General features: G+C 43.8%; 14 protein-coding genes and 2 pseudogenes. 14 read left to right on the forward strand and 2 right to left on the reverse strand.

Annotated elements, in window-relative coordinates:
* Positions 1–158: 158 nt before the first annotated feature.
* The 11 genes and pseudogenes from ACTQ1L_RS06165 (at position 159) to ACTQ1L_RS06215 (ending at position 14320) form a co-directional block, all read left to right on the forward strand.
* The gene (locus tag ACTQ1L_RS06165) at positions 159–2414 is read left to right on the forward strand and encodes a glycogen/starch/alpha-glucan phosphorylase (RefSeq protein ID WP_441366006.1); all 2256 of its coding nucleotides are present in this window, start codon (positions 159–161) and stop codon (positions 2412–2414) included.
* Positions 2415–3342: 928 nt separating this feature from the next.
* Positions 3343–4305 carry a tetratricopeptide repeat protein gene (locus ACTQ1L_RS06170; RefSeq protein WP_441366007.1) on the forward strand — a complete coding sequence of 321 codons (963 nt, stop codon included), beginning with the start codon at positions 3343–3345 and terminating at the stop codon, positions 4303–4305.
* Between the two features lie 3 nt (positions 4306–4308).
* Complete coding sequence (gene hflX, locus ACTQ1L_RS06175) at positions 4309–5556, forward strand: GTPase HflX (protein WP_321111488.1); 1248 nt, start codon at positions 4309–4311, stop codon at positions 5554–5556.
* A gap of 43 nt (positions 5557–5599) precedes the next feature.
* On the forward strand, positions 5600–6877 hold the full coding sequence (locus tag ACTQ1L_RS06180) for a hypothetical protein (RefSeq protein WP_441366009.1): 1278 nt from the start codon (positions 5600–5602) through the stop codon (positions 6875–6877).
* A complete protein-coding gene (locus ACTQ1L_RS06185; protein WP_441366010.1) occupies positions 6870–7652 on the forward strand; it encodes a DUF6320 domain-containing protein in 783 nt (260 codons plus the stop codon). The genes ACTQ1L_RS06180 and ACTQ1L_RS06185 overlap by 8 nt, the downstream gene beginning before the upstream one ends.
* The gene (locus ACTQ1L_RS06190) at positions 7649–8782 is read left to right on the forward strand and encodes an alpha/beta hydrolase (protein WP_441366012.1); all 1134 of its coding nucleotides are present in this window, start codon (positions 7649–7651) and stop codon (positions 8780–8782) included. Before ACTQ1L_RS06185 ends, ACTQ1L_RS06190 begins: the two co-directional genes overlap by 4 nt.
* A gap of 21 nt (positions 8783–8803) precedes the next feature.
* Positions 8804–8884, forward strand: a pseudogene (locus ACTQ1L_RS06195) (hypothetical protein); the annotation flags it as partial.
* Positions 8885–9095: 211 nt separating this feature from the next.
* A complete protein-coding gene (locus ACTQ1L_RS06200; protein WP_441366013.1) occupies positions 9096–10520 on the forward strand; it encodes an NUDIX domain-containing protein in 1425 nt (474 codons plus the stop codon).
* A gap of 12 nt (positions 10521–10532) precedes the next feature.
* Positions 10533–11075, forward strand: coding sequence for a cysteine hydrolase family protein (locus tag ACTQ1L_RS06205; protein ID WP_441366014.1), 543 nt, complete (start codon positions 10533–10535; stop codon positions 11073–11075).
* A gap of 62 nt (positions 11076–11137) precedes the next feature.
* On the forward strand, positions 11138–12355 hold the full coding sequence (gene pncB / locus ACTQ1L_RS06210; protein ID WP_441366015.1) for a nicotinate phosphoribosyltransferase: 1218 nt from the start codon (positions 11138–11140) through the stop codon (positions 12353–12355).
* 11 nt (positions 12356–12366) lie between these two features.
* Positions 12367–14320 (forward strand): annotated as a pseudogene (locus tag ACTQ1L_RS06215) (NAD(+) synthase).
* A gap of 367 nt (positions 14321–14687) precedes the next feature.
* Here ACTQ1L_RS06215 and ACTQ1L_RS06220 read toward each other — a convergent pair.
* Together ACTQ1L_RS06220 and ACTQ1L_RS06225 are read right to left on the reverse strand one after the other, a co-directional pair.
* Positions 14688–16580, reverse strand: coding sequence for an ABC transporter ATP-binding protein (locus tag ACTQ1L_RS06220; protein WP_441366017.1), 1893 nt, complete (start codon positions 16578–16580; stop codon positions 14688–14690).
* Entirely contained in the window at positions 16580–18328 is a 1749-nt protein-coding gene (locus tag ACTQ1L_RS06225; RefSeq protein WP_441366018.1) for an ABC transporter ATP-binding protein, read from the reverse strand. Before ACTQ1L_RS06225 ends, ACTQ1L_RS06220 begins: the two co-directional genes overlap by 1 nt.
* A 169-nt stretch (positions 18329–18497) precedes the next feature.
* On the opposite strand from ACTQ1L_RS06225, the gene ACTQ1L_RS06230 reads away from it, so the two are divergent.
* From ACTQ1L_RS06230 to ACTQ1L_RS06240, 3 genes are all read left to right on the forward strand, one after another.
* Positions 18498–18950 (forward strand): MarR family winged helix-turn-helix transcriptional regulator, encoded by a 453-nt coding sequence (locus tag ACTQ1L_RS06230; protein WP_441366020.1) that lies wholly within the window; start codon positions 18498–18500, stop codon positions 18948–18950.
* A 385-nt stretch (positions 18951–19335) separates the two neighbouring features.
* The gene (gene nrdD / locus ACTQ1L_RS06235; RefSeq protein ID WP_441366022.1) at positions 19336–21543 is read left to right on the forward strand and encodes an anaerobic ribonucleoside-triphosphate reductase; all 2208 of its coding nucleotides are present in this window, start codon (positions 19336–19338) and stop codon (positions 21541–21543) included.
* A 22-nt stretch (positions 21544–21565) separates the two neighbouring features.
* Positions 21566–21859, forward strand: coding sequence for a hypothetical protein (locus ACTQ1L_RS06240; protein WP_308656888.1), 294 nt, complete (start codon positions 21566–21568; stop codon positions 21857–21859).
* The last annotated feature ends 46 nt before the right edge of the window (positions 21860–21905 follow it).

Raw genomic sequence — 21905 nt, forward strand, 5'->3', positions numbered from 1 at the left:
TGTGTAAGTTTTTGACTGTATATTGCAAGAATTGTGCAGTGTAATGGATTATACTTGATTCATCAAATGACACAAAGAAGTTAAGCACGCTAAATGAAAATTAGTTAATTTGACACATTGGCGTGTACACATGATAACAGATTTGGGAGGAAATCAAAATGGCAATCATGCAGGAAATCGAAACAAAGCTTCAGAAGGGCATCAGCGTTAGTACAGATGAGGAAGTATACTACGCATTACTTGAGCTTGTAAAAGACAAGGCAGAGAAAAAGGTTTCAAACAAAGGAAAGAAAAAGCTCTACTACATCTCAGCAGAGTTCCTTATCGGAAAGCTTTTATCAAACAACCTTATCAACTTAGGTATCTACGATGAAGTCAAAGAGACTCTTGAGAGGAACGGAAAGTCACTTGCTGAAATCGAGGAAATCGAGCTTGAGCCTTCACTTGGAAATGGTGGACTTGGACGTCTTGCAGCATGCTTCATAGATTCAATCGCAACACTCGGACTCAACGGAGACGGTGTAGGTCTCAACTACCACTACGGATTATTCAAGCAGGTATTTGAGAACAATCTCCAGAAGGAGACTCCAAACCCATGGATTACAAAGGAGAGCTGGCTTACAAAGACAGATATCACATATCCTGTAAGCTTTGGCGGATTCACAGTACAGTCAAGACTTTACGATATCGACGTAGTTGGATACAACAACCGTACAACAAAGCTTCACTTATTCGACATCGAGTCAGTTGATGAGTCAATCGTAGGCGACACAATTGATTTCGACAAGGATGATATCAAGAAGAACCTTACATTATTCTTATATCCTGATGATTCGGATGATAAAGGACGTCTCCTTCGTGTATACCAGCAGTATTTCATGGTATCAAACGCAGCAAGACTTATCCTTGCAGAGGCAGAGGCAAAGGGCTCTAATTTACATGACCTTGCTGATTATGCAGCAGTTCAGATTAACGATACACATCCATCAATGGTTATTCCTGAGCTTATTCGTCTCCTTCAGGAGAAGGGTATCCTGATGGATGAGGCTATTGAGATTGTATCAAAGGTTTGTGCATACACTAACCACACAATCCTTGCAGAGGCTCTTGAGAAATGGCCAATCAGCTTCTTAGAGAAGGCAGTTCCACAGCTTATGCCAATCATCCGTGAGCTTGACAACAAGGTTCGCGCAAAGGTAGCTGATGAGAGCACATACATCATCAAGGACGGTCTTGTACACATGGCACACATGGATATTCATTTCGGATATTCTGTAAACGGTGTTGCATACCTCCACACAGAGATTTTAAAGAATACAGAGCTCAACAACTTCTACAAGTTATATCCTGAGAAGTTCAACAACAAGACAAACGGTATCACATTCCGTCGTTGGTTAATGTCTTGTAACCCGGAGCTTTCAGCACACATCACAGAGCTTATCGGTGAAGGCTGGAAGAAGGATGCAAACGAGTTAGAGAAGCTTGGCAACTTCATCAATGATGATGCCGTTCTTACAAAGCTTGTTGACATCAAGAACGCAAAGAAGACAGAGCTTGCTTCTTACTTAAAGAAGACTCAGAATCTCGACGTACCTGACAATTCAATCTTTGATATCCAGGTTAAGAGACTTCACGAGTACAAGAGACAGCAGCTCAACGTGCTTTACATCATCCGTAAGTACTTTGAGATCAAGGCAGGCAAGAAGCCATCTACACCAATCACATGCTTCTTCGGTGCAAAGGCAGCTCCTGCATATATCATTGCAAAGGATATCATCCATGCAATCCTCTGCTTACAGCAGATTATCAACAATGATCCTGAGGTAAGTCCATACCTTAAGGTATTCATGGTTGAGAACTACAACGTAACATTAGCTGAGAAATTATTCCCGGCTGCAAATATTTCAGAGCAGATTTCTCTTGCTTCTAAGGAGGCATCAGGAACAGGAAACATGAAGTTCATGCTTAACGGTGCTATTACACTTGGAACAAGTGACGGAGCAAACGTAGAGATAGCAGAGCTTGTCGGCGATGAGAACATCTATGTATTCGGTGAGGATTCACAGACTGTTATTGACAGATATGAGAGAGGCGACTACTGCTCTAAGGATTACTATGACAAGGATGCAGACTTAAAGAAGGCTGTTGACTTCCTTGTAAGTGATGAGATGATGAAGGTTGGTTCTAAGGAGAACTTAGAGAGACTTTACAACGAGCTCCTCAACAAAGACTGGTTCATGACATTCCCAGACTTTGAGGATTACTGCAAGACAAAAGAGAAGGCTTACGCTGATTATGAGGATAAGAAGGCTTGGGCTAAGAAGATGCTTGTCAACATCAGCAAGGCTGGTTTCTTCTCTTCTGACAGAACAATCAAGCAGTACAATGATGAAATCTGGCATTTAGAGGCCTAGAATTTTTCTTCATCCTTTAAATACAAATTGGGCTTAAGAACTCCTGCGGGTGCATCCCGCGGGGGTTCTTTTTTTGGTAGGTCGGGTCGTAAGCACCGGGGACGGCGTGCACACATACTCTTGCGTTCGCTACGCTACGCTGCCAAGTGTCTGTACGGATTATGTCCAGGCTGGTTCGCAGGCTGACGAAACCGGCTTTTATGCGCCGTCCGTGGCGCATAACGCCTTGCCCCGCCGTCCATGGCGGTGCATTTCTGTGGTTCTAAGCATAATCCTACAGACACTAGGCAGCTTCGCTATGCGCTCTCGCAAGAGTACGTGTGCACGCCGTCCACTGCGCTTACGTCCCTTACGCTGTGGCAAAATGTGTGGGGTGACGTGTGCGCACCGGTGGCCGGTGCTTACGTCTTGCTGCGTTGTGGTGAGATTGGGGTGACGTGTGCGCACCGATGACCGGTGCTTACGTCTTACTATGTTGTGAAGAGATGTGAGATGATGTGTTGCACTACTTACCGATACTTATATTTTTTATGGGAAAGTGAGGTTTGTGGGCGTGGTGGGGGATACACAGTCTCGTGAGAGCGAATAGCGAAGCTGTCTAGATACTGTTGAATTATGCTTATGTAACACAGAAATGGCCCGGCATGGACGCCGGGACAAGGAGAAATCGAGCCATGGAAGGCGAGTTTCGACGGTTTCGTCGAGCATAGAAAGCCTACAAGGCATAATTCCTACAGTATCTTGACAGCGCAGCGTAGCACTCACGAGACTGTGTATCCCCCACCACGCCCATAAACCGTACTATTGCAGCTTACAATCTCATAATCCGCAGTTCACGGTGGGCCCTAGCAGAAATGTAAGGGCGGGATTTACAAGTTTGGCAAATACATATATAATAAGGGGAAGAATATACACATGGAGAACTATTATGATAAAGAATAAATTTATGGCACTCACGCTTACCGTGGTGCTCACAGCGGGCATGCTTTCCGGCTGTGGCTCCGGCGATAAGGCAAAGGACAAGGATGCGTACAGACAGTATGGCATCAACTGTATAGAAAACGGCAGCTATGATGATGCGGTCGATGCTTTTCAGAAGGCACTGGACCAGTCGGTTGGCTCAGTAGGCGCAGAGGAGCTTGACATATGTTATTATAAGGCAAAGGCACAGTATTTAAGCGGTGACGTGGATGGCGCGATTGATACATATACGGCTATTATCGATTATAATAAGGATTCTGACGCATACTATCTGAGAGGCTGTATATATTTTGCCAAGAATGATTCAGACAAGGGCATGAAGGATTTTAAGACGGCGCTCAGTGAGAATGATGATAATTATGAGCTCTATCTTGGCGTTTATGAGACCTTGTCAAAGTATGGCATGAACGACCAGGGAAAGGAATACCTGGATAAGGCATTAAAGTTTAAGGCAAAAACTGCTGATGACTATATGCAGAGAGGCCGTATATACACCATGCTCGGTGATTATGATTCAGCAATAAAGAGTCTGCAAAAGGCTATTGATGAGAAGCTTGTCAAGGCAAACTACTATATGGGTGAGGTATATCAGAAGCAGGGCGACAATGACAGCTCGCAGAAGTATTTTAAGAAATACCTAGACAGCGGTGAGGCAGATTCTTATGATCTGATGAATATGGGACAGGCGCAGATGGACAATGGTAATTATGACACTGCGATTACTTATTTTCAGAACGCACTTGAACTTGAAAGTGTGCCGAACAAGCAGCAGATAACAAAAGCTATGATTCTAGCGTATGAGTATTCCGGTGATTTTGCCACAGCAAAGAGCAAAATGGAGGAATACATGAAGGATTATCCTGATGATGAGGATGCAATAAGAGAATATCAGTTTTTGGAGACCAGATAGATTATGGCAGATACTATTAAGATAGAGGATATTGAGGAGAGAGTAGTGCTCGTCGGAGTAAGTGAGCAGGACGGTGATGATGCGGATGATTCACTTTCAGAGCTTGCGGAGCTGGTAAAGACAGCAGGTGCGACAGTTGTAGGCACACTTATCCAAAGAAGAGAAAAAATTCATCCGGGCACGTATGTCGGCACCGGCAAGGTTGCGGAGATTGCAGAGCTTGTGGAGAGTACAGGGGCAACAGGCATTGTGTGCGATGATGAGCTGAGTCCGGCACAGCAGAAGAATCTGGAGACGTACCTTGACACAAAGGTCATGGACAGGACACTAGTCATTCTTGATATTTTTGCATCAAGAGCCACAACAAGTGAGGGCAAGATACAGGTTGAGCTTGCTCAGCTCAAGTACAGATTAAGCCGTTTGTCGGGACTTGGAAAGTCCATGTCTAGGCTTGGCGGTGGAATAGGAACAAGAGGTCCCGGAGAGAAAAAGCTTGAGGTAGACCGCCGTCTTATAAATGACAGGATAGCACAGCTTCGAAGAGAGCTGAAAGAGGTGCAGAAGCACAGAGATATCACAAGGGCAAAGCGTGAAAAAAATAAAGTACCGGTTGTTGCGATAGTAGGATATACTAACGCAGGTAAGTCCACGCTGTTAAATCACCTGACAGAGGCAGATGTGCTTGAGGAGGATAAGCTCTTTGCAACGCTTGATCCTACAACGCGTATTCTTGCGCTTGATGGCAAGCAGCAGGTGCTTTTAACTGATACGGTCGGGTTTATCAGAAAGCTGCCGCATCATCTGATAGAGGCCTTCAAGAGTACCCTTGAGGAGGCAAAGTACGCTGACATCATTTTCCATGTGGTGGACGCATCAAATATGCAGCGAGAAAAGCAGATGTTCATAACCTACCAGACATTGGATGATCTTGGTGTAAAAGACAAGAAATTTGTCACACTTTTTAATAAGCAGGATGCCCGCACGGACAACGAACCGCTGCATGATTTCAGGGCAGATTATACTCTTAACATTTCAGCGGCAAAGGATCTGGGATTAGATGAGGTAAAATCTCTTTTAGAGGAGATATTAAGAGAGAACAAGATATATATTGAGAGAATTATCCCATATGATAAGGCAGGCGTGATACAGCTCATCAGAAAACAGGGCGAGCTTGTGTCGGAGGAATATGTGGCTGATGGGATACAGATAAAGGCATATGTGCCGATGGAGGTGTACGGCAGGCTCGATTAGGGTGCTGCTTCGCTATATCATTATAATAAGCGAGGAATTTAAAATGTCGAAAACGCGTTCAATCCGCTGGGACAAGCTGGACAACACAGCAAATCTGTTTCCTAGTATAGCGGGGGAGAGCATGACAAATGTATATAGGATCTCAGTCACCTTAACTGATGAGATTGACAGTGAAAAGCTGCAGGAGGCATTGGATATAGTGCTTCCGAAGTTTGGTCTGTTTAATGTGAGACTCAGGATGGGAGTATTCTGGAACTATTTTGAGGAAAATGGCAAAAAGGCACCAAAGGTGCATGAGGAAAATACATTTCCGTGCAGATATATAAGACCGAACAAGAATCACAGCTATCTTTTCAGGGTGACATATTATAAGAACAGAATAAATCTTGAGGTATTTCATGTGTTGACAGATGGCATGGGCGGCATCAATTTCCTTAGGGAGCTCACCTACCAGTATCTGCGTCTCACACATCCGGAGATTGCAAAGCTAAAGGGCGATTCATTGACGCAGGGCACATCCTTAAATAGAGAGGACAGCTTTGTAAAGAACTACAAATCAAGTAAGCCAAGTGGCTTTAACAGGCAGAAGGCGTATCTTTTAAAGCTGGAAAAGGTACCTGATGGAGAGTTTGGACTGATACATGGCATGATGCCTGTATCACAGCTGAAGCAGGTCTGCCACCGCTATGGAGTTTCCATAAATGATTATCTGGTAGCATGCTTTGTGTGGAGTGTGTATCAGGAGTGTTTTCACGGCATGCCAAACGATATACCTGTCAGGGTTGCAGTTCCTGTGAATCTTCGTCCTTATTTTGACTCCGTGACCACAAAGAACTTTTTTGTCATGATATCTGCTGAGTTCAGACCGCAAAACAGCTCCTACACATTTGAGGAGGTGCTTAAAATAGTGACGGATTCCATCAATTCACAGATTTCTAAGGAGCATCTGGAGGATCTTTTCTCATACAGTGTGTCAAATGAGAAAAATATCCTGATGAGACCGGTGCCTCTTTTTATAAAAAATCTGGCAATGAAGGCGGTCTATACGCAGTCGGCACTGGCAAACACCACCACTATCACCAATATTGGAAATATAAAGGTGGAGCCGGAATACGAGCCGTATATAACAGGCTTTTATTCCTTTATACCAATGTCCAAGGGACAGCCTATGAAGGGCACCATATGCTCCTACAAGGACACGCTGGTGTTTACTTTTTCATCTATTCTGGCCGATACGATGATTCAGAGAAGCTTTTTTAAGAAGCTTGTAAATGACGGAGTGGAAGTGACAATTGAGACAAATGGAGAGTATTATGACTAAATGCATGAAATGCGGTGTATATATTGCAGACAATACAGATAAATGCCCGCTCTGCCAGCAGGTTGTGGCACCGGTTGAACTGTCATCGGACAATCATCAGGGCACTGAAGGGGTTTTTGAACAGCATAATGATGTGCCGGATAAGTGCGTAAACGATACAGATATTGCAGCAAAGAAGGCAGATAGTACAGCAAGCCATGACAACGGTACGAGATATCCTGACGTCAAGGGCGCATCAAGAAAATACAGATTACTGGAAAATATCATATTGTTTCTGTCTATAGTAGGACAGATTGTGCTGACAACTGTTGATTACATGACAGACCATGAGATAAACTGGAGCTTTATAGTGCTTCTTGTTGTAATCTATGCAAATGTGACGCTGCGTCTGGCAATAGTCGGAAGAAACGGATATATTTTTAAAATTGTAAGCACATTTGTGTTCACGGTGCTGTTTCTCGAGGGCATAGACCTGCTCACAGGAGCCAGTGGCTGGGCACTTACATTTGTTTTCCCAAGTGCCATACTGGCGATGGTTCTTGCAATAATTATACTTATGATAGTAAACATAAGAAACTGGCAGAGCTACATGATGATGCAGCTTTTTCTTGTGCTGATGAGCGTGATTGCGATGATACTTGTGGCAGTCAAGGTCATATGGTTCCCATATCTGGCAATGGGAGCGATGGGAGCATCGCTGTTTTTGTTTCTCGGAACACTGATTATCGGTGACAAAAGAGCCAGAACAGAGCTGAAACGGAGATTTCATATATGATAGGCTTTCATGGAATAGGAAATTCGCATATGTTTGAGGATGAGGAGATGGGAAGCTACCATCCGGAAATTGAAAATGGCGACAGAAATGGTGATAATGAAGCAGGAATAATAGGAGCTTTGGGAAATAAGCTTGAAAAGACATTTAAGAATCCATTATCTGCCATTAAAAATGAGCACGAGGAAAAAGTTCATAGCGATGCAGCAGCGGCAGATGAAGAAGTCAGTATACAGGGCAAAATCCTTGCCAATCTGATGGGACATATCACAAATGACCTTGCAATTGGTAAAAAAATAAAATCCGGAGAGCTCAGGAAGCGCATGAAGGAACCTGCTTGGCTTGTTCCGGACTGCTTTGTAACAGAGGATATAGATATGGGTGGCTTCACTATGAAGCTTTTATCCTCAAAGGAAAATCCAAATACAGAGCGTGTGATACTGCAGCTGCACGGTGGTGGATATATGGGTGCAGTGCGCAATGCATACTATGTATTTGCAGGCCTTTATAATGAGGTAAGTGAGGGCTGCTCCGTGCTCACGCCTGACTATCGCGTGGCACCGGAGCACCCGTATCCGGCAGCACTTGAGGATGCCATAGCCTGCTATAAATGGCTTTTGTCACAGGGCTGGTTTGGCTCGCAGATTGTGCTGGCAGGAGACTCAGCGGGCGGAGGCCTTGCAATGTGCCTCACCATGTATCTTCGCGACCATGACATGCCGATTCCGGCAGGAATAGTAGCCATGTCACCGTGGACCGACCTCACAGCAGGCGGAGAATCATACGAGACGAACTATGAAAGGGACCCACTGTTTGGAAACACAAGGGACAGTCTCATCTACGTGAATGACTATCCCGGTGACCACGATAAAATGGATCCATACATATCGCCGCTGTTTGGCGATTTCAGAGGCTTTCCTCCAATGCTCATACAGGCGGGCTCGATAGAGATGCTCTTATCTGACTCGGTCGATGCCGCTGCAAAGGCAAGAAACCAGGGCGTTAAGGTGCGCCTGTCAGTGTATGAAGGCATGTTTCATGTGTTCCAGATGGGATATCTCAATTTCCCGGAGTCCAAGCGTGCATGGGCGGAGGTCAAGCGTTTTCTAAAGGTAATTAAAGAGGAAGAATAGGCGAAGAAGAATTGTGTTGAAAAAGTTATTCTTTTTGGTTCAAGAGCGCGAGGTGATTATAAAGAGCGAAGCTGTTTAGATACTGTAGATTTATGCACATGAAACACAGAATAATGGAAGAGGTACAGAAATATACCTCTTTTTTTTGAGCTTATATATTAGCATCTCCTGCAGACAGGTTGTGGAAGCATAATAAATTTGCAAAAATTATAATTAATTCTATAAAGTACTTGACATAGTTACTAAGAGTTACTATAATAGGTACATAAAGTAAATATAAGAAGCGCAGAAAGTAATTATAGGAGTTGAACACATGAATAAAGTAGATGTAAATGGATTAACAGAACGGGAGTTTTTAGCAGAATATAAGCCGGGCGATTATGACAGACCATCGGTTACAGTTGACATGATGGTGCTTCGTATGAAGGAAGATTTAAGCTGTATGCAGGTGCTTCTGATAAAGAGAAAGGCTCATCCGGAGATAGACAAATGGGCGCTTCCAGGCGGATTTATTAACATAAAGGAATCAGCATATGAAGCAGCGTGCAGGGAGCTTAAAGAGGAAACAGGTCTTACAGACATTTATCTTGAGCAACTCTATACCATGAGCCAGCCGGACAGGGACCCGCGTATGAGAATTATTGATATTGCATATATTGCACTGCTTCCATATGGATATGAGCAGTCTGCCGTTGCAGGTGATGACGCAAAGGATGCCAGATGGTTCGATGTGAAATTTGCAGATGAAAAACTTGAGTTTGCAAACGACTTGATTAAAATTGAATACTCCCTCAAGTCTGAGAAATTTAAAAACGGTGTAATCACAGTGGAAAACTTTGTTCCGGTCAGCGTATCAGACGAAAAGCTTGCTTTTGACCATGACCAGATTATACTGGAAGGACTTATGAGGATAAGGAATAAGGCTGAGTATACAGGCATTATGTTTAACCTTGTGCCGCGTGAGTTTACCATTCCGGACCTGCTTAAGGTGTTTGAGGTTCTTTTAGGAAAGGAAGTTCATCCAAAGGTGTTCCGTGAGAAGATTGCAGGACAGCTTGTTTCACTTGACAGGTCGCAGAGACCTATTGTCGGAAGAAAACCGGCTGCTGTGTACAGATATGTTGACCTTAACATGGATGAACGTAAACTGGTTAAAGTGCAGAAGAAATATAAAAACGGTGTGATACTCACAAGGGCACAGCCATTCCATAACGGACACCTGAACATGATAAAACAGGCCGCATCGGAGTGCGAAAATCTGCTTGTTGTGATAGGCAGTGCAAACAAAAGCTATACAAAGAGAAATCCGTTTCCAATCGAATACAGAAAAAGACTTGTTGAAAACGTACTGCAGGAAGAGGATTTAAGCGGTGCAGATGTAAAGGTTATGACCTTATCAGACTGGAGCATGGAGGATGCAGCCCGGTATGTAAAGGAATGGGGTTCTTTCTTCTATTACAACATAGCTAATCAAATTGGAGAGAAAAGCTTTACATTCTATTACAACGACGACCCGAAGATTGCGGAAAACTGGTTTACAGATGATATTTTAAAGAATGTGACCATCAGAAACCTTGGCAGAAGCGATATTGAGATTTCAAGTACAATGATCAGAGATTTGCTGTATAAGAAAGATTATGACAAAGTCAGGGATCTGGTTCCGCGATGGATGTGGAAGGATTTAAAGCAGCTTGGAAAAATCCTTATTGATGCAACAAATGATGACTATATGATGTAGGAGGAAATGATTATGGCAAAGAAAATTTTAGTAGTAGTGGATGCACAGAATGACTTTATTACGGGAGTTCTTGGAAACAAGGAGTGTAACGTGGCAACAAATGTTATTGCAGATGAAATCAGGTCAGGAAAATATGATGACGTGATATTCACAAGGGATACGCATGATGAAAACTATCTGAATACTCAGGAGGGAAGAAAGCTTCCGGTAGCTCACTGTATTAAAGGGACAAACGGATGGGAAGTAGACGCTCGTCTTAAAGATGCAATGAAGGAGCGCGGAGTTGACTGTGACGATATGACTTATATTGACAAGCCGACGTTTGGCAGCAAAGAGCTTGGCGAACTGCTTGCGGGATATGACAACAGCGATACAGAGATTTATTTCTGCGGATTCTGCACGGGAATATGCGTAATCAGCAACGTAGCGATTGCAAAGACGTTCTGTAAAGATGCAGAGGTGTCCGTGATAGAAAATGCCTGTGCCTGCGTAACACCTGAAAGTCATAAGACAGCAATAGAAGCAATGAAGATGATTCAGGTCAATATTATATAGAAAGCTATTTATTAAAAATGTTTCTGACATACTAATAGCGTATGAAATGGGAGGAGAATATTATGAAATTAAACCAGATAATCACAAGTCTTTTAGAGACTGATATGTATAAATTCAGCATGGGTCAGACAATATTCCATCAGTTTACGGATTACAAGACCACATGGACATTCAAGTGCAGAAATGAAGATGTGCATTTTACACCGGAAATGGTGCAGGAGATAACAGAACAGATTAAGACTTTCTGTAAGCTTCGGTTTACAGAGGATGAGCTTGCATATCTTGACAATATCAAATGGATCAAAGGCTCTTATGTTGATTTTCTTCGTCTCTGGCAGCCGCGTTTTGAGGATTTTGAGATAGGAACAGATGCACCTTGTGGCTTGTCTATCGAGGCAAAAGGAACATGGCTTAACACTTCAATGTATGAGATTCCGACACTTGCCATTGTAAATGAAGTGTATTTCAGAATGGCATATGACTATGATAAGCTGCTTGACAGCTTTAAGAAGCGTTTGGATGCAAAGTATGAGAATTTAAAGAACGGACACTGGTACGCGGGTACATTCTCAGAGTTTGGTCTCAGAAGAAGACTTTCTGCTGAAGCGCAGGAGCTTGCAGTGCAGAAGTTCGCACATTTAAACGACACCCTGCACAGTTCATCAAATTTTGTCGGCACATCAAATGTGTATCTTGCAAAGAAGTACGGACTTACACCTGTAGGCACCATGGCTCATGAGTGGATTATGTGCACAGGACAGGGCAATCACAGGCACAATCCGGCATATTCAAACTGGTATGCTCTCGATGCATGGGTTAAGGAGTATGGAGTATTAAACGGTATTGCGCTTACTGACACAATCACAACAGACTGTTTCCTGCGTGATTTCCAGCTGACCTATGCGACACTTTTCTCAGGAGTGCGTCATGACAGCGGAGACCCGTATGAGTGGGGTGAAAAGATGATTGCTCATTACAAGAGCCTTGGAATTGACCCTAAAACAAAGACACTTTTATTCAGCGACAGTCTTGACTTTGAGCGTGCTGACAAGCTCTACAGACATTTCTGCAAGGAAACAAATGTAGCTTTCGGTATCGGTACATACTTAAGTAATGATACAGATGTTCCTGCACTCAATATCGTCATGAAAACCACAATATGCAATGGTATGGATGTAGCGAAGATTTCTGATACACCCGGCAAGGGGATGTGCAAAAATCCGGATTATGTGGATTACTTAAACCGCTGCATTGATTACAGGATGAAAAATGACCGCTAGGAGGAAATGTCATGAATACAGGATTTTACCGTGTTGCTGCATCGTCCCCTGAGATTTATCTCGGGGACTGCGTGAACAATGCTGACAATATCATACACATTGCAGAGTCACTTGCAAAAAAAGGATGTGCAGCTTGTGGTTTTTCCGGAGCTGTGTATTACGGGATATAGCTGTGCAGACATGTTTTTGAGAAAAGAACTGCTCGCGCAGGCTCAGCAAGAACTGGACAGGATTAAAACAGCATTGCAGGATTTAAGCATCCTTGTATGCGTGGGACTGCCGATAGAAGATGAAGCTGGCAGACTTTTCAACTGTGCTGCATATGTACACAACGGAGAAATTGTTGGAATTGTGCCAAAAACATATATTCCTAACTATGGCGAATTTTATGAGAAACGCTGGTTTACAAGCGCAGACAAGAGATTATCAGATGAGATTACTTTAAATTATGTCGCAAACAGACCAACAGTACCTTTTTCTCCGAACATTATTATCAAGGATCTGAGAGGCGCAATTGTCGGTACTGAGATTTGTGAAGATTTATGGGTAAGTGCGCCTCCGAGCGGGGAGCTTTGCAAAGCCGGTGCAAATATCATTATAAATCCATCAGCAAGCAATGACGTAATCGGAAAAAGAGAATACAGGCGCAGTCTTGTGGCGATGCAGTCAGGAAGATGCCGTGCCGGATACGTGTATGCGTCAAGCGGTGCAGGAGAGAGCAGCACGGATCTGGTATTTTCCGGCCATTGCATCATAGCTGATAATGGCAGAATAGCTGGTGAGACGTCAGATTATTCAAAACGTATGAATAAAAAGGTATCAGAAGATGATGTGATGAGCTCTGGTTTTGTGATAAGTGAGATAGATATTGATCGCTGCATGAATGACCGCCACAGATACAACAGCGATTCATGGGCTGATGTGCCGGATGTGATAAAAGTAATTTTAAATGGTGAAAACCGGATGAAGGATTATCAAATATGGCCAAAGAAAGTTAATCCGTATCCGTTTGTACCAAGTGATAAAAACAACCGAAAAAACCGCTGCATGGAGATTTTGTCACTTCAGGCAAAAGGTCTGGAACAGAGACTCATATCCACCGGAATAAAAAAGGTTGTTCTTGGAATATCCGGCGGTCTGGACAGCACACTTGCACTGTTGGTATGCTGTGATGCATTTGATGCACTTGGCATTTCGAAGAGAAATATCTATGGTATTACAATGCCGGGATTTGGAACGACATCTACTACAAAGACAATTGCTGACAGGCTTATGGAAGAATTTGGAGTGACAGCCGTGGAAGTTAATATTGAGGCTGCATGCAGACAGCACATGAAGGATATAGGACATCCGGATGATGTTTTTGACGTGACATATGAAAACATTCAGGCCAGAGAGCGTACACAGGTATTGTTCGATTATGCAAACATGGTAGACGGACTTGTAATCGGTACAGGTGACATGTCAGAGCTTGCGCTTGGCTGGTGCACCTACAACGGCGACCATATGAGCAATTATGCCGTGAACTGCAGTGTACCAAAGACACTTGTTAAATACATTGTACAGGCTTATGCCAGCGAGTGCGCGTCAACGGATGAAATGAAAAATGTGCTTTGCGAAATAGCAGACCTGCCTATTTCCCCTGAACTACTGCCGCCGGATAAAGACGGTAACATAGCACAGAAAACAGAGGAGAGCATCGGCAAATATGACCTTCATGACTTCTTCCTTTATCATTTTCTGCGTAATGGAGAAAGCCGGGAGCGGATATTAAAACTTGCAGAGATTGCTTTTGCAAATGTAAGTAAGGGCGAAATAGAAAAGACGCTGGAAACATTCTTTACGCGTTTCAGACAGCAGCAGTTTAAGCGTTCATGCATACCTGACGGACCAAAGGTTGGAACTGTTTCATTATCTCCTAGAGGTGATCTGAGAATGCCAAGCGATATGGTGGAATTGTATTAGGCCGAAGTGCAAAAAGATAAAAGAAATATTAGCTAACCACAAATGAACATCCAGTCACAGCGTAAGAAAACCGGGAGACCGGGAACGCAACCGGGGGATGGCACACCCTCATGTGCGCTAACGCTTTGCTGTTAAGATTCTGTACGAATTATGCTTATAGTGTTTCTATGCTTGACGAAACTGGCTTTTATGCGCCGTCCATGGCGCATAACACCTTGCCCAGCCATCCATGGCTGGGCATTTCTGTGTTTCATGTGCATAATTCTACAGTATCTAAACAGCTTCGCTAGTCGCTTACATGAGGGTGTGCCATCCCCCGGCTGCGTTCCCGGTCTCCCGGTTTTCGTAGTCATGCCATGGCACTGAATTACGCAGTCTTTCCGGTATAAAGCTGATAATACTTTCCCTTCTTTGCAATCAGCTCATCATGACTTCCCCTTTCAATAATGCGTCCCTGCTCCAAAACCATAATGCAGTCGCTGTTTCTGACCGTAGAAAGCCTGTGTGCGATAACAAATGTAGTGCGGCCATGCATGAGCTTATCCATGCCGTCCTGAACAATACGCTCGGTACGTGTATCAATTGAGCTTGTAGCCTCATCGAGGATGAGCACAGGCGGGTCGGCGATAGCGGCACGCGCAATGGCTAGAAGCTGGCGCTGGCCCTGGCTTAGGTTTGCACCGTCACCTGTCAGTACAGTATTGTAGCCGTCAGGAAGCTGTCGGATAAACGTATCGGCGTTTGCCAGGCGGGCAGCTGCGTATACTTCATCATCTGTGGCATCAAGCTTGCCGTAGCGGATGTTTTCCATGACAGTAGCTGTGAAAAGGTGGGTATCCTGCAAAACAATGCCAAGAGAGTGGCGCAGATCAGCCTTTTTAATCTTGTTTATATTGATGCCGTCATATCTTATCTTGCCGTCTGCTATATCGTAGAAGCGGTTGATAAGGTTAGTGATGGTAGTCTTTCCAGCTCCGGTGGTGCCGACAAAGGCAATCTTCTGACCGGGTGATGCAAAAAGATTCACATCGTGCAGTACAATTTTCTCAGGCACATATCCGAAATCCACATCGTCAAATACCACATCGCCCTCAAGTTTTTTGTAGTCCACAGAGCCGTCAGCCTGATGAGTATGCTTCCATGCCCATAAGCCGGTGCGTTCATGGGTTTCGGTAAGTTTTCCGTTTTCTTCCTTAGCATTTACTAGTGTGACATAGCCTTCGTCAGTCTCAGGCGTTTCGTCGAGCAGAGAGAAGATACGGTCACATCCGGCAAGCGCCATGATGATACTGTTGAACTGCTGGCTGACCTGCGAGATAGGCATGTTAAAGCTCTTGTTAAAGGTCAGAAAGCTCGCAAGCTTACCAAGGGTCAGACCGCCAAAGCCTGAAAGAGCCATAACACCGCCGGCAAGAGCGCAGAGCACGTAGCTTAGATTTCCAATCTGTGCGTTTACAGGACCGAGCATGTTGGAGTACATGTTGGCATTGTAGGCACTTTCAAAGAGTTCATCGTTTATTTTGTCGAAGGCTTCAATATTTTCCTGCTCGTGGGTAAATACCTTGACCACTTTCTGTCCGTTGAGCATTTCCTCGATGAAGCCGTTAACCTTGCCGAGGTCGCGCTGCTGCGCAAGGAAATAGCGGCTGGAGAAGCCTGCAAATTTCTTTGTCACGACTGTTGTTACGATTACCATCACGATAGTTAGTACGGTGAGCGGAATATTTAATATGACCATTGAAACAAAAACGCTCACAACAGTGATAGCACTGTTAAGTATCTGCGGAAGACTCTGGCTGATGAGCTGGCGGAGTGTATCGATATCGTTTGTATAAATTGACATGATATCGCCGTGCGCATGTGAGTCAAAGTATCGGATTGGCAGATCCTGCATATGGGAAAAGAGCTCAACACGCAGATTCTTAATGGTGCCCTGTGATACGTAAATCATTATTTTGCTGTATGCAAACGTACTGATGACGCCGATGCCGTAGAATACGGTGACCCTTCCTATTGCTGCAAGGAGTGGTCCGTAGTCGGGACTTCCTGTCTTAAGCAGTGGTACTATATAGTCATCAATCAAATTTTTGGTAAACATGGTTCCCTGCACATTTGCAAGTACACTGACAAAGATACATATCACAACAATTATGCAGGCCGGTAAATATTTCTTGAAAATAAATCCCATGAGGCGCGCAAAAAGCTTACCGGGATTTTTAATTTTGGGTTTTGGACCTTGTGGTCCTCTTGGTCCTGGCATCAGGCAGCACCTCCTTCATCAAAGTCTCCTCCGCCGTTTGTCTGGGAATCGTAAACATCGCGGTAGATTTCATTATTTTTAAGCAGATTTTCGTGAGTGTCAAAGCCGTCCACTTTTCCGTCATTCATCACAATGATACGGTCAGCATCCATGACTGATGAGATACGCTGTGCGATGATGAGCTTAGTGGTTCCCGGTATTGTTTTTGCGAGGGCAGCACGGATTTTTGAATCTGTTGCTGTATCCACAGCCGAGGTGCTGTCATCGAGTATGAGTATCCTTGGCTTTTTAAGCAGAGCTCTTGCGATACACAGACGCTGCTTCTGACCACCGGATACGTTGGTTCCGCCTTGCTCTATGTAGGTGTTGTACTTGTCAGGGAAGGACTCGATAAAATCATCGGCGCATGCCATTTTGCAGGCTTCAATACACTCATCTGTGGTAGCGTTTTTGTCACCCCAGCGCAGATTTTCGAGTATGGTGCCCGAGAAAAGCACGTTTTGCTGGAGCACGACAGCTACCTTGTTTCTGAGAGTGTCCATGTCGTATTCACGCACATCGTGGCCTCCGACGATTACAGAGCCGGTGTCTGTGTCGTAGAGACGGCTTATCAGGTTTACAAGGGAAGATTTCGAGCTTCCGGTTCCTCCTATGATGCCGATGGTCTCACCTGATTTTATGTCTAGATTTATATCCGACAGAACCGGAGTTTCAGCGGTGTCTGAATATCTGAAGGTTACATGCTTAAAGCTTATGCTTCCGTCAGGCACATCGTAAAGCGGCTCCTTTGGATTGTGCAGTGTGCTCTGTTCATTTAATACCTCGCTGATTCGTCTTGCAGATGCGAGTGAGAGTGAAATCATAACAAAAATCATGGAGAGCATCATGAGGTGCATCAGAATATTCATGCAATAGGTGAGAAGAGCCATCAGATCACCTGTAGTGAGAGTGCTGCTTACCACCATATGAGCTCCGAGCCAGCTTATTAACAGGATGCAGGCATACACTGTAAACTGCATGAGCGGAGAGTTGTATACCACAAGGCTTTCTGCCTTCACAAATACGTCGTAGATATTCTGTGCTGCCTTTGAAAAACGTTTCTTCTCATAATCCTCACGGACGTATGCCTTTACAACGCGGATAGCGGATACGTTTTCCTGTACACTTTCATTCAGGTCATCATAGCGCTTGAAGGCTCTGTCGAAGTATTTCATGGCCGCCTTACTGATGAAAAGCAGTAAAGCTCCAAGCACAATGACAGCGATTAAGTATATTGTCGCAAGGCGAGGGCTGATGAAAAATGACATAGCCATCGCACATATTATGGACGCAGGGGCTCTCATAGCCATGCGAAGCAGCATCATGTAAGCATTCTGGATGTTGGTCACATCGGTTGTCATACGTGTGACAAGACTCGCGGATGAGAATCTGTCGATATTTGCAAAGGAAAAGGTCTGGATGTTGCGAAACATTGCAGCACGCAGATTCTTTCCAAAGCCCATGGCGGCCTTTGCACCATATTTTGCACCGAGACATCCTGTTAAAAGACCAAACAGTGCTGCGACAATCATACACACACCCATGATATAGATATGCCTTGTGTCGCCCATATTGACACCGTTGTCGATGATTGAAGCCATGAGAAGAGGGATTATGGTATCCACAGCCACCTCAAGCAGCATGAAAACAGGTGTTGCAATTGAAGACCATTTGTATTCCTTTATTTGGGCACCTAGTGTTTTTAACATATGTTTTGTCCTTTCTTCTTATATTTTATATTTGATTAAAACGAACTTCCCACATTTATGGTAATGTGGTTAACTAAAAAAATACTTGCATTTAATTAGTTAGTGTGCTAACTATATTATAGATATACTTTTTTTATTGTCAAGAAAAATTTATGAAAGGATTTCAGATATGAAGGAGTTTACACCGGATAAATACTTAGGACACAAGATAAACCGCATCAGCAGGAGCATAGACAGATATTTTGACAGAAAAAGGTGCAGTAAAACAGAGTGTATACCGCGAAGCCAGGGTATGATGATTGGATATATAATGGATAATCCGGGCCAAAATATATTTCAAAAGGATATCGAGGCAAAGTTTCATCTGTCAGGAGCCACAGTGACAAATATGCTTAAAAGTCTTGAAAAAAACGGCTATATCGTGCGCACACCTATGGAAAATGATGCAAGGCTTAAAAGGATTGAGCTGACGCAAAAAGCACTGGACCACGAAAACAGGGTGAGGGAAAATATAATGGGAATAGAGGAAGCCATGCACGAAGGCTTTTCTAAGGAAGAGTTTGACATGATGCTTGGCTTTTTGGACAGAGTGATTGACAATATGGAAAAGCTTAACAAGTAACAAAATAATTACAGAGTTGAAAAAGTAGCATAAATATTGTGGCTTTTTTTGTGCAATAAGTCAAAATGCTACAAAATATTGTTGAGCGTATTGACATAGCAACAATATCTTGTATAATTTAGATTGTCATCAAAAACAGATGCACAGATTTGTAATAAATAATATGACATTTTATATGTAGCTATATAGTAATCGTTTGGTGAGCAGCTGGCTTTATATTGCAGGGCTGTGATGCGAATTAAATGATTACATCTCATCTATAGCTGCATATTTTGTGCCATTACACATGATAAAATACATATATATGGTATGTGATGTAAATAATGATACTATATATAGTGTAGCGTATTTTGCAGCATTTAGTATACAGAGAGGAGAAATTTACATGAAAATCATCAAGCGAAGCGGCAGTGAGGACGTATTTGATGCAGCTAAAATTGTAGCTGCCATTAGAAAGGCAAACGGTTCAGTGCTTGACTATGAGAAGCTTACTGCTGATCAGATTGAGGAAATTGCAAATAATGTGGAGACCGCATGTGAGAATATGAAGCGCTCTCCAAGCGTTGAGGAGATACAGGATATGGTAGAGAACCAGCTTATGAACAAGCGTGCCTTTACCGTGGCCAGAAACTACATCACTTACAGATACAAGAGGGCCATCGTCCGTAAGTCAAACTCTACGGACCAGCAGATTCTTAGCCTTCTTGAGTGCAATAACGAGGAGGTAAAGCAGGAAAATTCCAACAAGAATCCTACTGTAAACAGCGTACAGCGTGACTACATGGCAGGTGAGGTGAGCAAGGATATCACACGTCGTTTCCTGCTTCCTGAGGATATAGTGGAGGCTCATGAGAAGGGACTTATCCATTTCCATGATGCAGATTATTTTGCACAGCACATGCACAACTGCTGTCTGGTAAATCTTGAGGACATGCTTCAGAACGGTACGGTAATCAGTGAGACAATGATTGATACACCAAAGAGTTTTTCTACAGCCTGCAACATCGCTACCCAGGCTATAGCACAGATTGCCAGCTCACAGTATGGTGGACAGAGTATCTCGCTTGCACATCTGGCACCATTTGTACAGGTCAGCCGTGAAAAGTTCAGAAAGCAGGTGCGCAAGGAGTTTGAGAGCATTGGACTTGATCTGAATGACGAAAAAATCAATGAGGTCGCAGAGCTCCGTGTCAAGGAAGAAATCAACCGCGGTGTGCAGATGATTCAGTATCAGGTCATCACACTCATGACTACAAACGGACAGGCACCGTTTATCACAGTATTCATGTACCTCAACGAGGTATCCGATCCGCAGACAAAGGCAGATCTTGCCGCAATCATTGAGGAGATGCTGCACCAGAGAATAAAGGGCGTAAAGAACGAAAAGGGTGTATATATTACACCGGCATTCCCTAAGCTCATATATGTGCTTGAGGATGATAATATCACAGAGGATTCAAAGTACTGGAATCTCACAGTGCTTGCGGCACAGTGCTCTGCAAAGAGAATGGTGCCTGATTATATTTCAGAGAAGGTCATGAAGGAGCTTAAGGACGGAGATGTGTATACATGCATGGGCTGCCGTTCATTCCTCACAGTGGACAGATGCTCACAAACAGCAGGTAATGTGGCACATGCCAAGAACTTTGATCCAAACAAGCGTAAATACTATGGACGTTTCAACCAGGGTGTTGTCACCTTAAATCTCGTTGATGTGGCATGCTCTTCAGAAAAGGATGAGGAAAAATTCTGGAAGATACTTGATGAGAGACTTGAGCTGTGTCACAGAGCACTTATGTGCAGACATAAGAGGCTTCTTGGTACCAAATCCGATGTGGCACCGATTCTCTGGCAGAACGGAGCACTTGCACGTCTGAAAAAGGGAGAGGTTATAGACCCATTATTATTTAACGGATACTCAACAATCTCACTCGGCTATGCAGGACTTTGTGAGTGTGTGCGCTACATGAAGGGTGTATCACATACAGAGCCAAAGGAAGGCACACCGTTTGCACTTAAGGTAATGCAGTACTTAAACGATGCATGTGAGCAGTGGAAAAAGGAGTCAAACATCGATTTCAGTATATATGGCACACCGCTTGAGTCTACCACCTATAAGTTCGCAAAGTGCTTACAGAAGCGCTTTGGTATCATCGAGGGTGTTACCGACAAGAACTATATTACAAACAGCTACCATGTGCATGTAACAGAGCAGATTAATGCATTTGACAAGCTCAAGTTTGAGTCCCAGTTCCAGAAGCTGTCTCCGGGAGGTGCCATCAGCTACGTTGAGGTGCCAAACATGCAGGACAATATCCCGGCAGTGCTTTCGGTAATGCAGTACATTTATGACAATATCATGTACGCAGAGTTGAATACAAAGAGCGACTATTGCCAGGTATGCGGCTACGACGGAGAAATCAAAATCGTAGAGGAAGAGGGCTCAGGCAAGCTTATCTGGGAGTGCCCACATTGTGGCAACCGTGACCAGAACAAGATGAGTGTAGCCCGCCGTACATGTGGCTATATAGGCACACAGTTCTGGAATCAGGGAAGAACTCAGGAGATTAAAGAGCGAGTACTACATCTGTAGAAGGTAAAGGAGGATTTTGTTTATGACTAATGAAGAAATCTGGAATATTGGTCTTGAGGAGCGTACAGACGAGCTTTCAAAGCTGCAAAGCGAATATGACAGGCTCGACGTGGAGTGCCGCAAGGCGGAATTTGAAAAGGATATGTATGCACGTCTCAGGGACGTAAATAATGCAATGCTCTATAAGCAGAAATTCTCAGAAAAATACGAGAAATGTGCCAGGGCATCTGAAAAGCTCACGAAACAAAAGAATGCACTTGAGAATGAGATTAGTGTTCTGAAAAAAGAGATATATTACATTAATAGCTTGATGTAACATACGAATATGCCGTATGGCAGCTTTTGAAAATATTTCATAAGCT

The sequence above is a fragment of the Agathobacter sp. LCP21S3_B2 genome (genome assembly GCF_052118705.1).
GTDB lineage: Bacteria > Bacillota > Clostridia > Lachnospirales > Lachnospiraceae > Roseburia.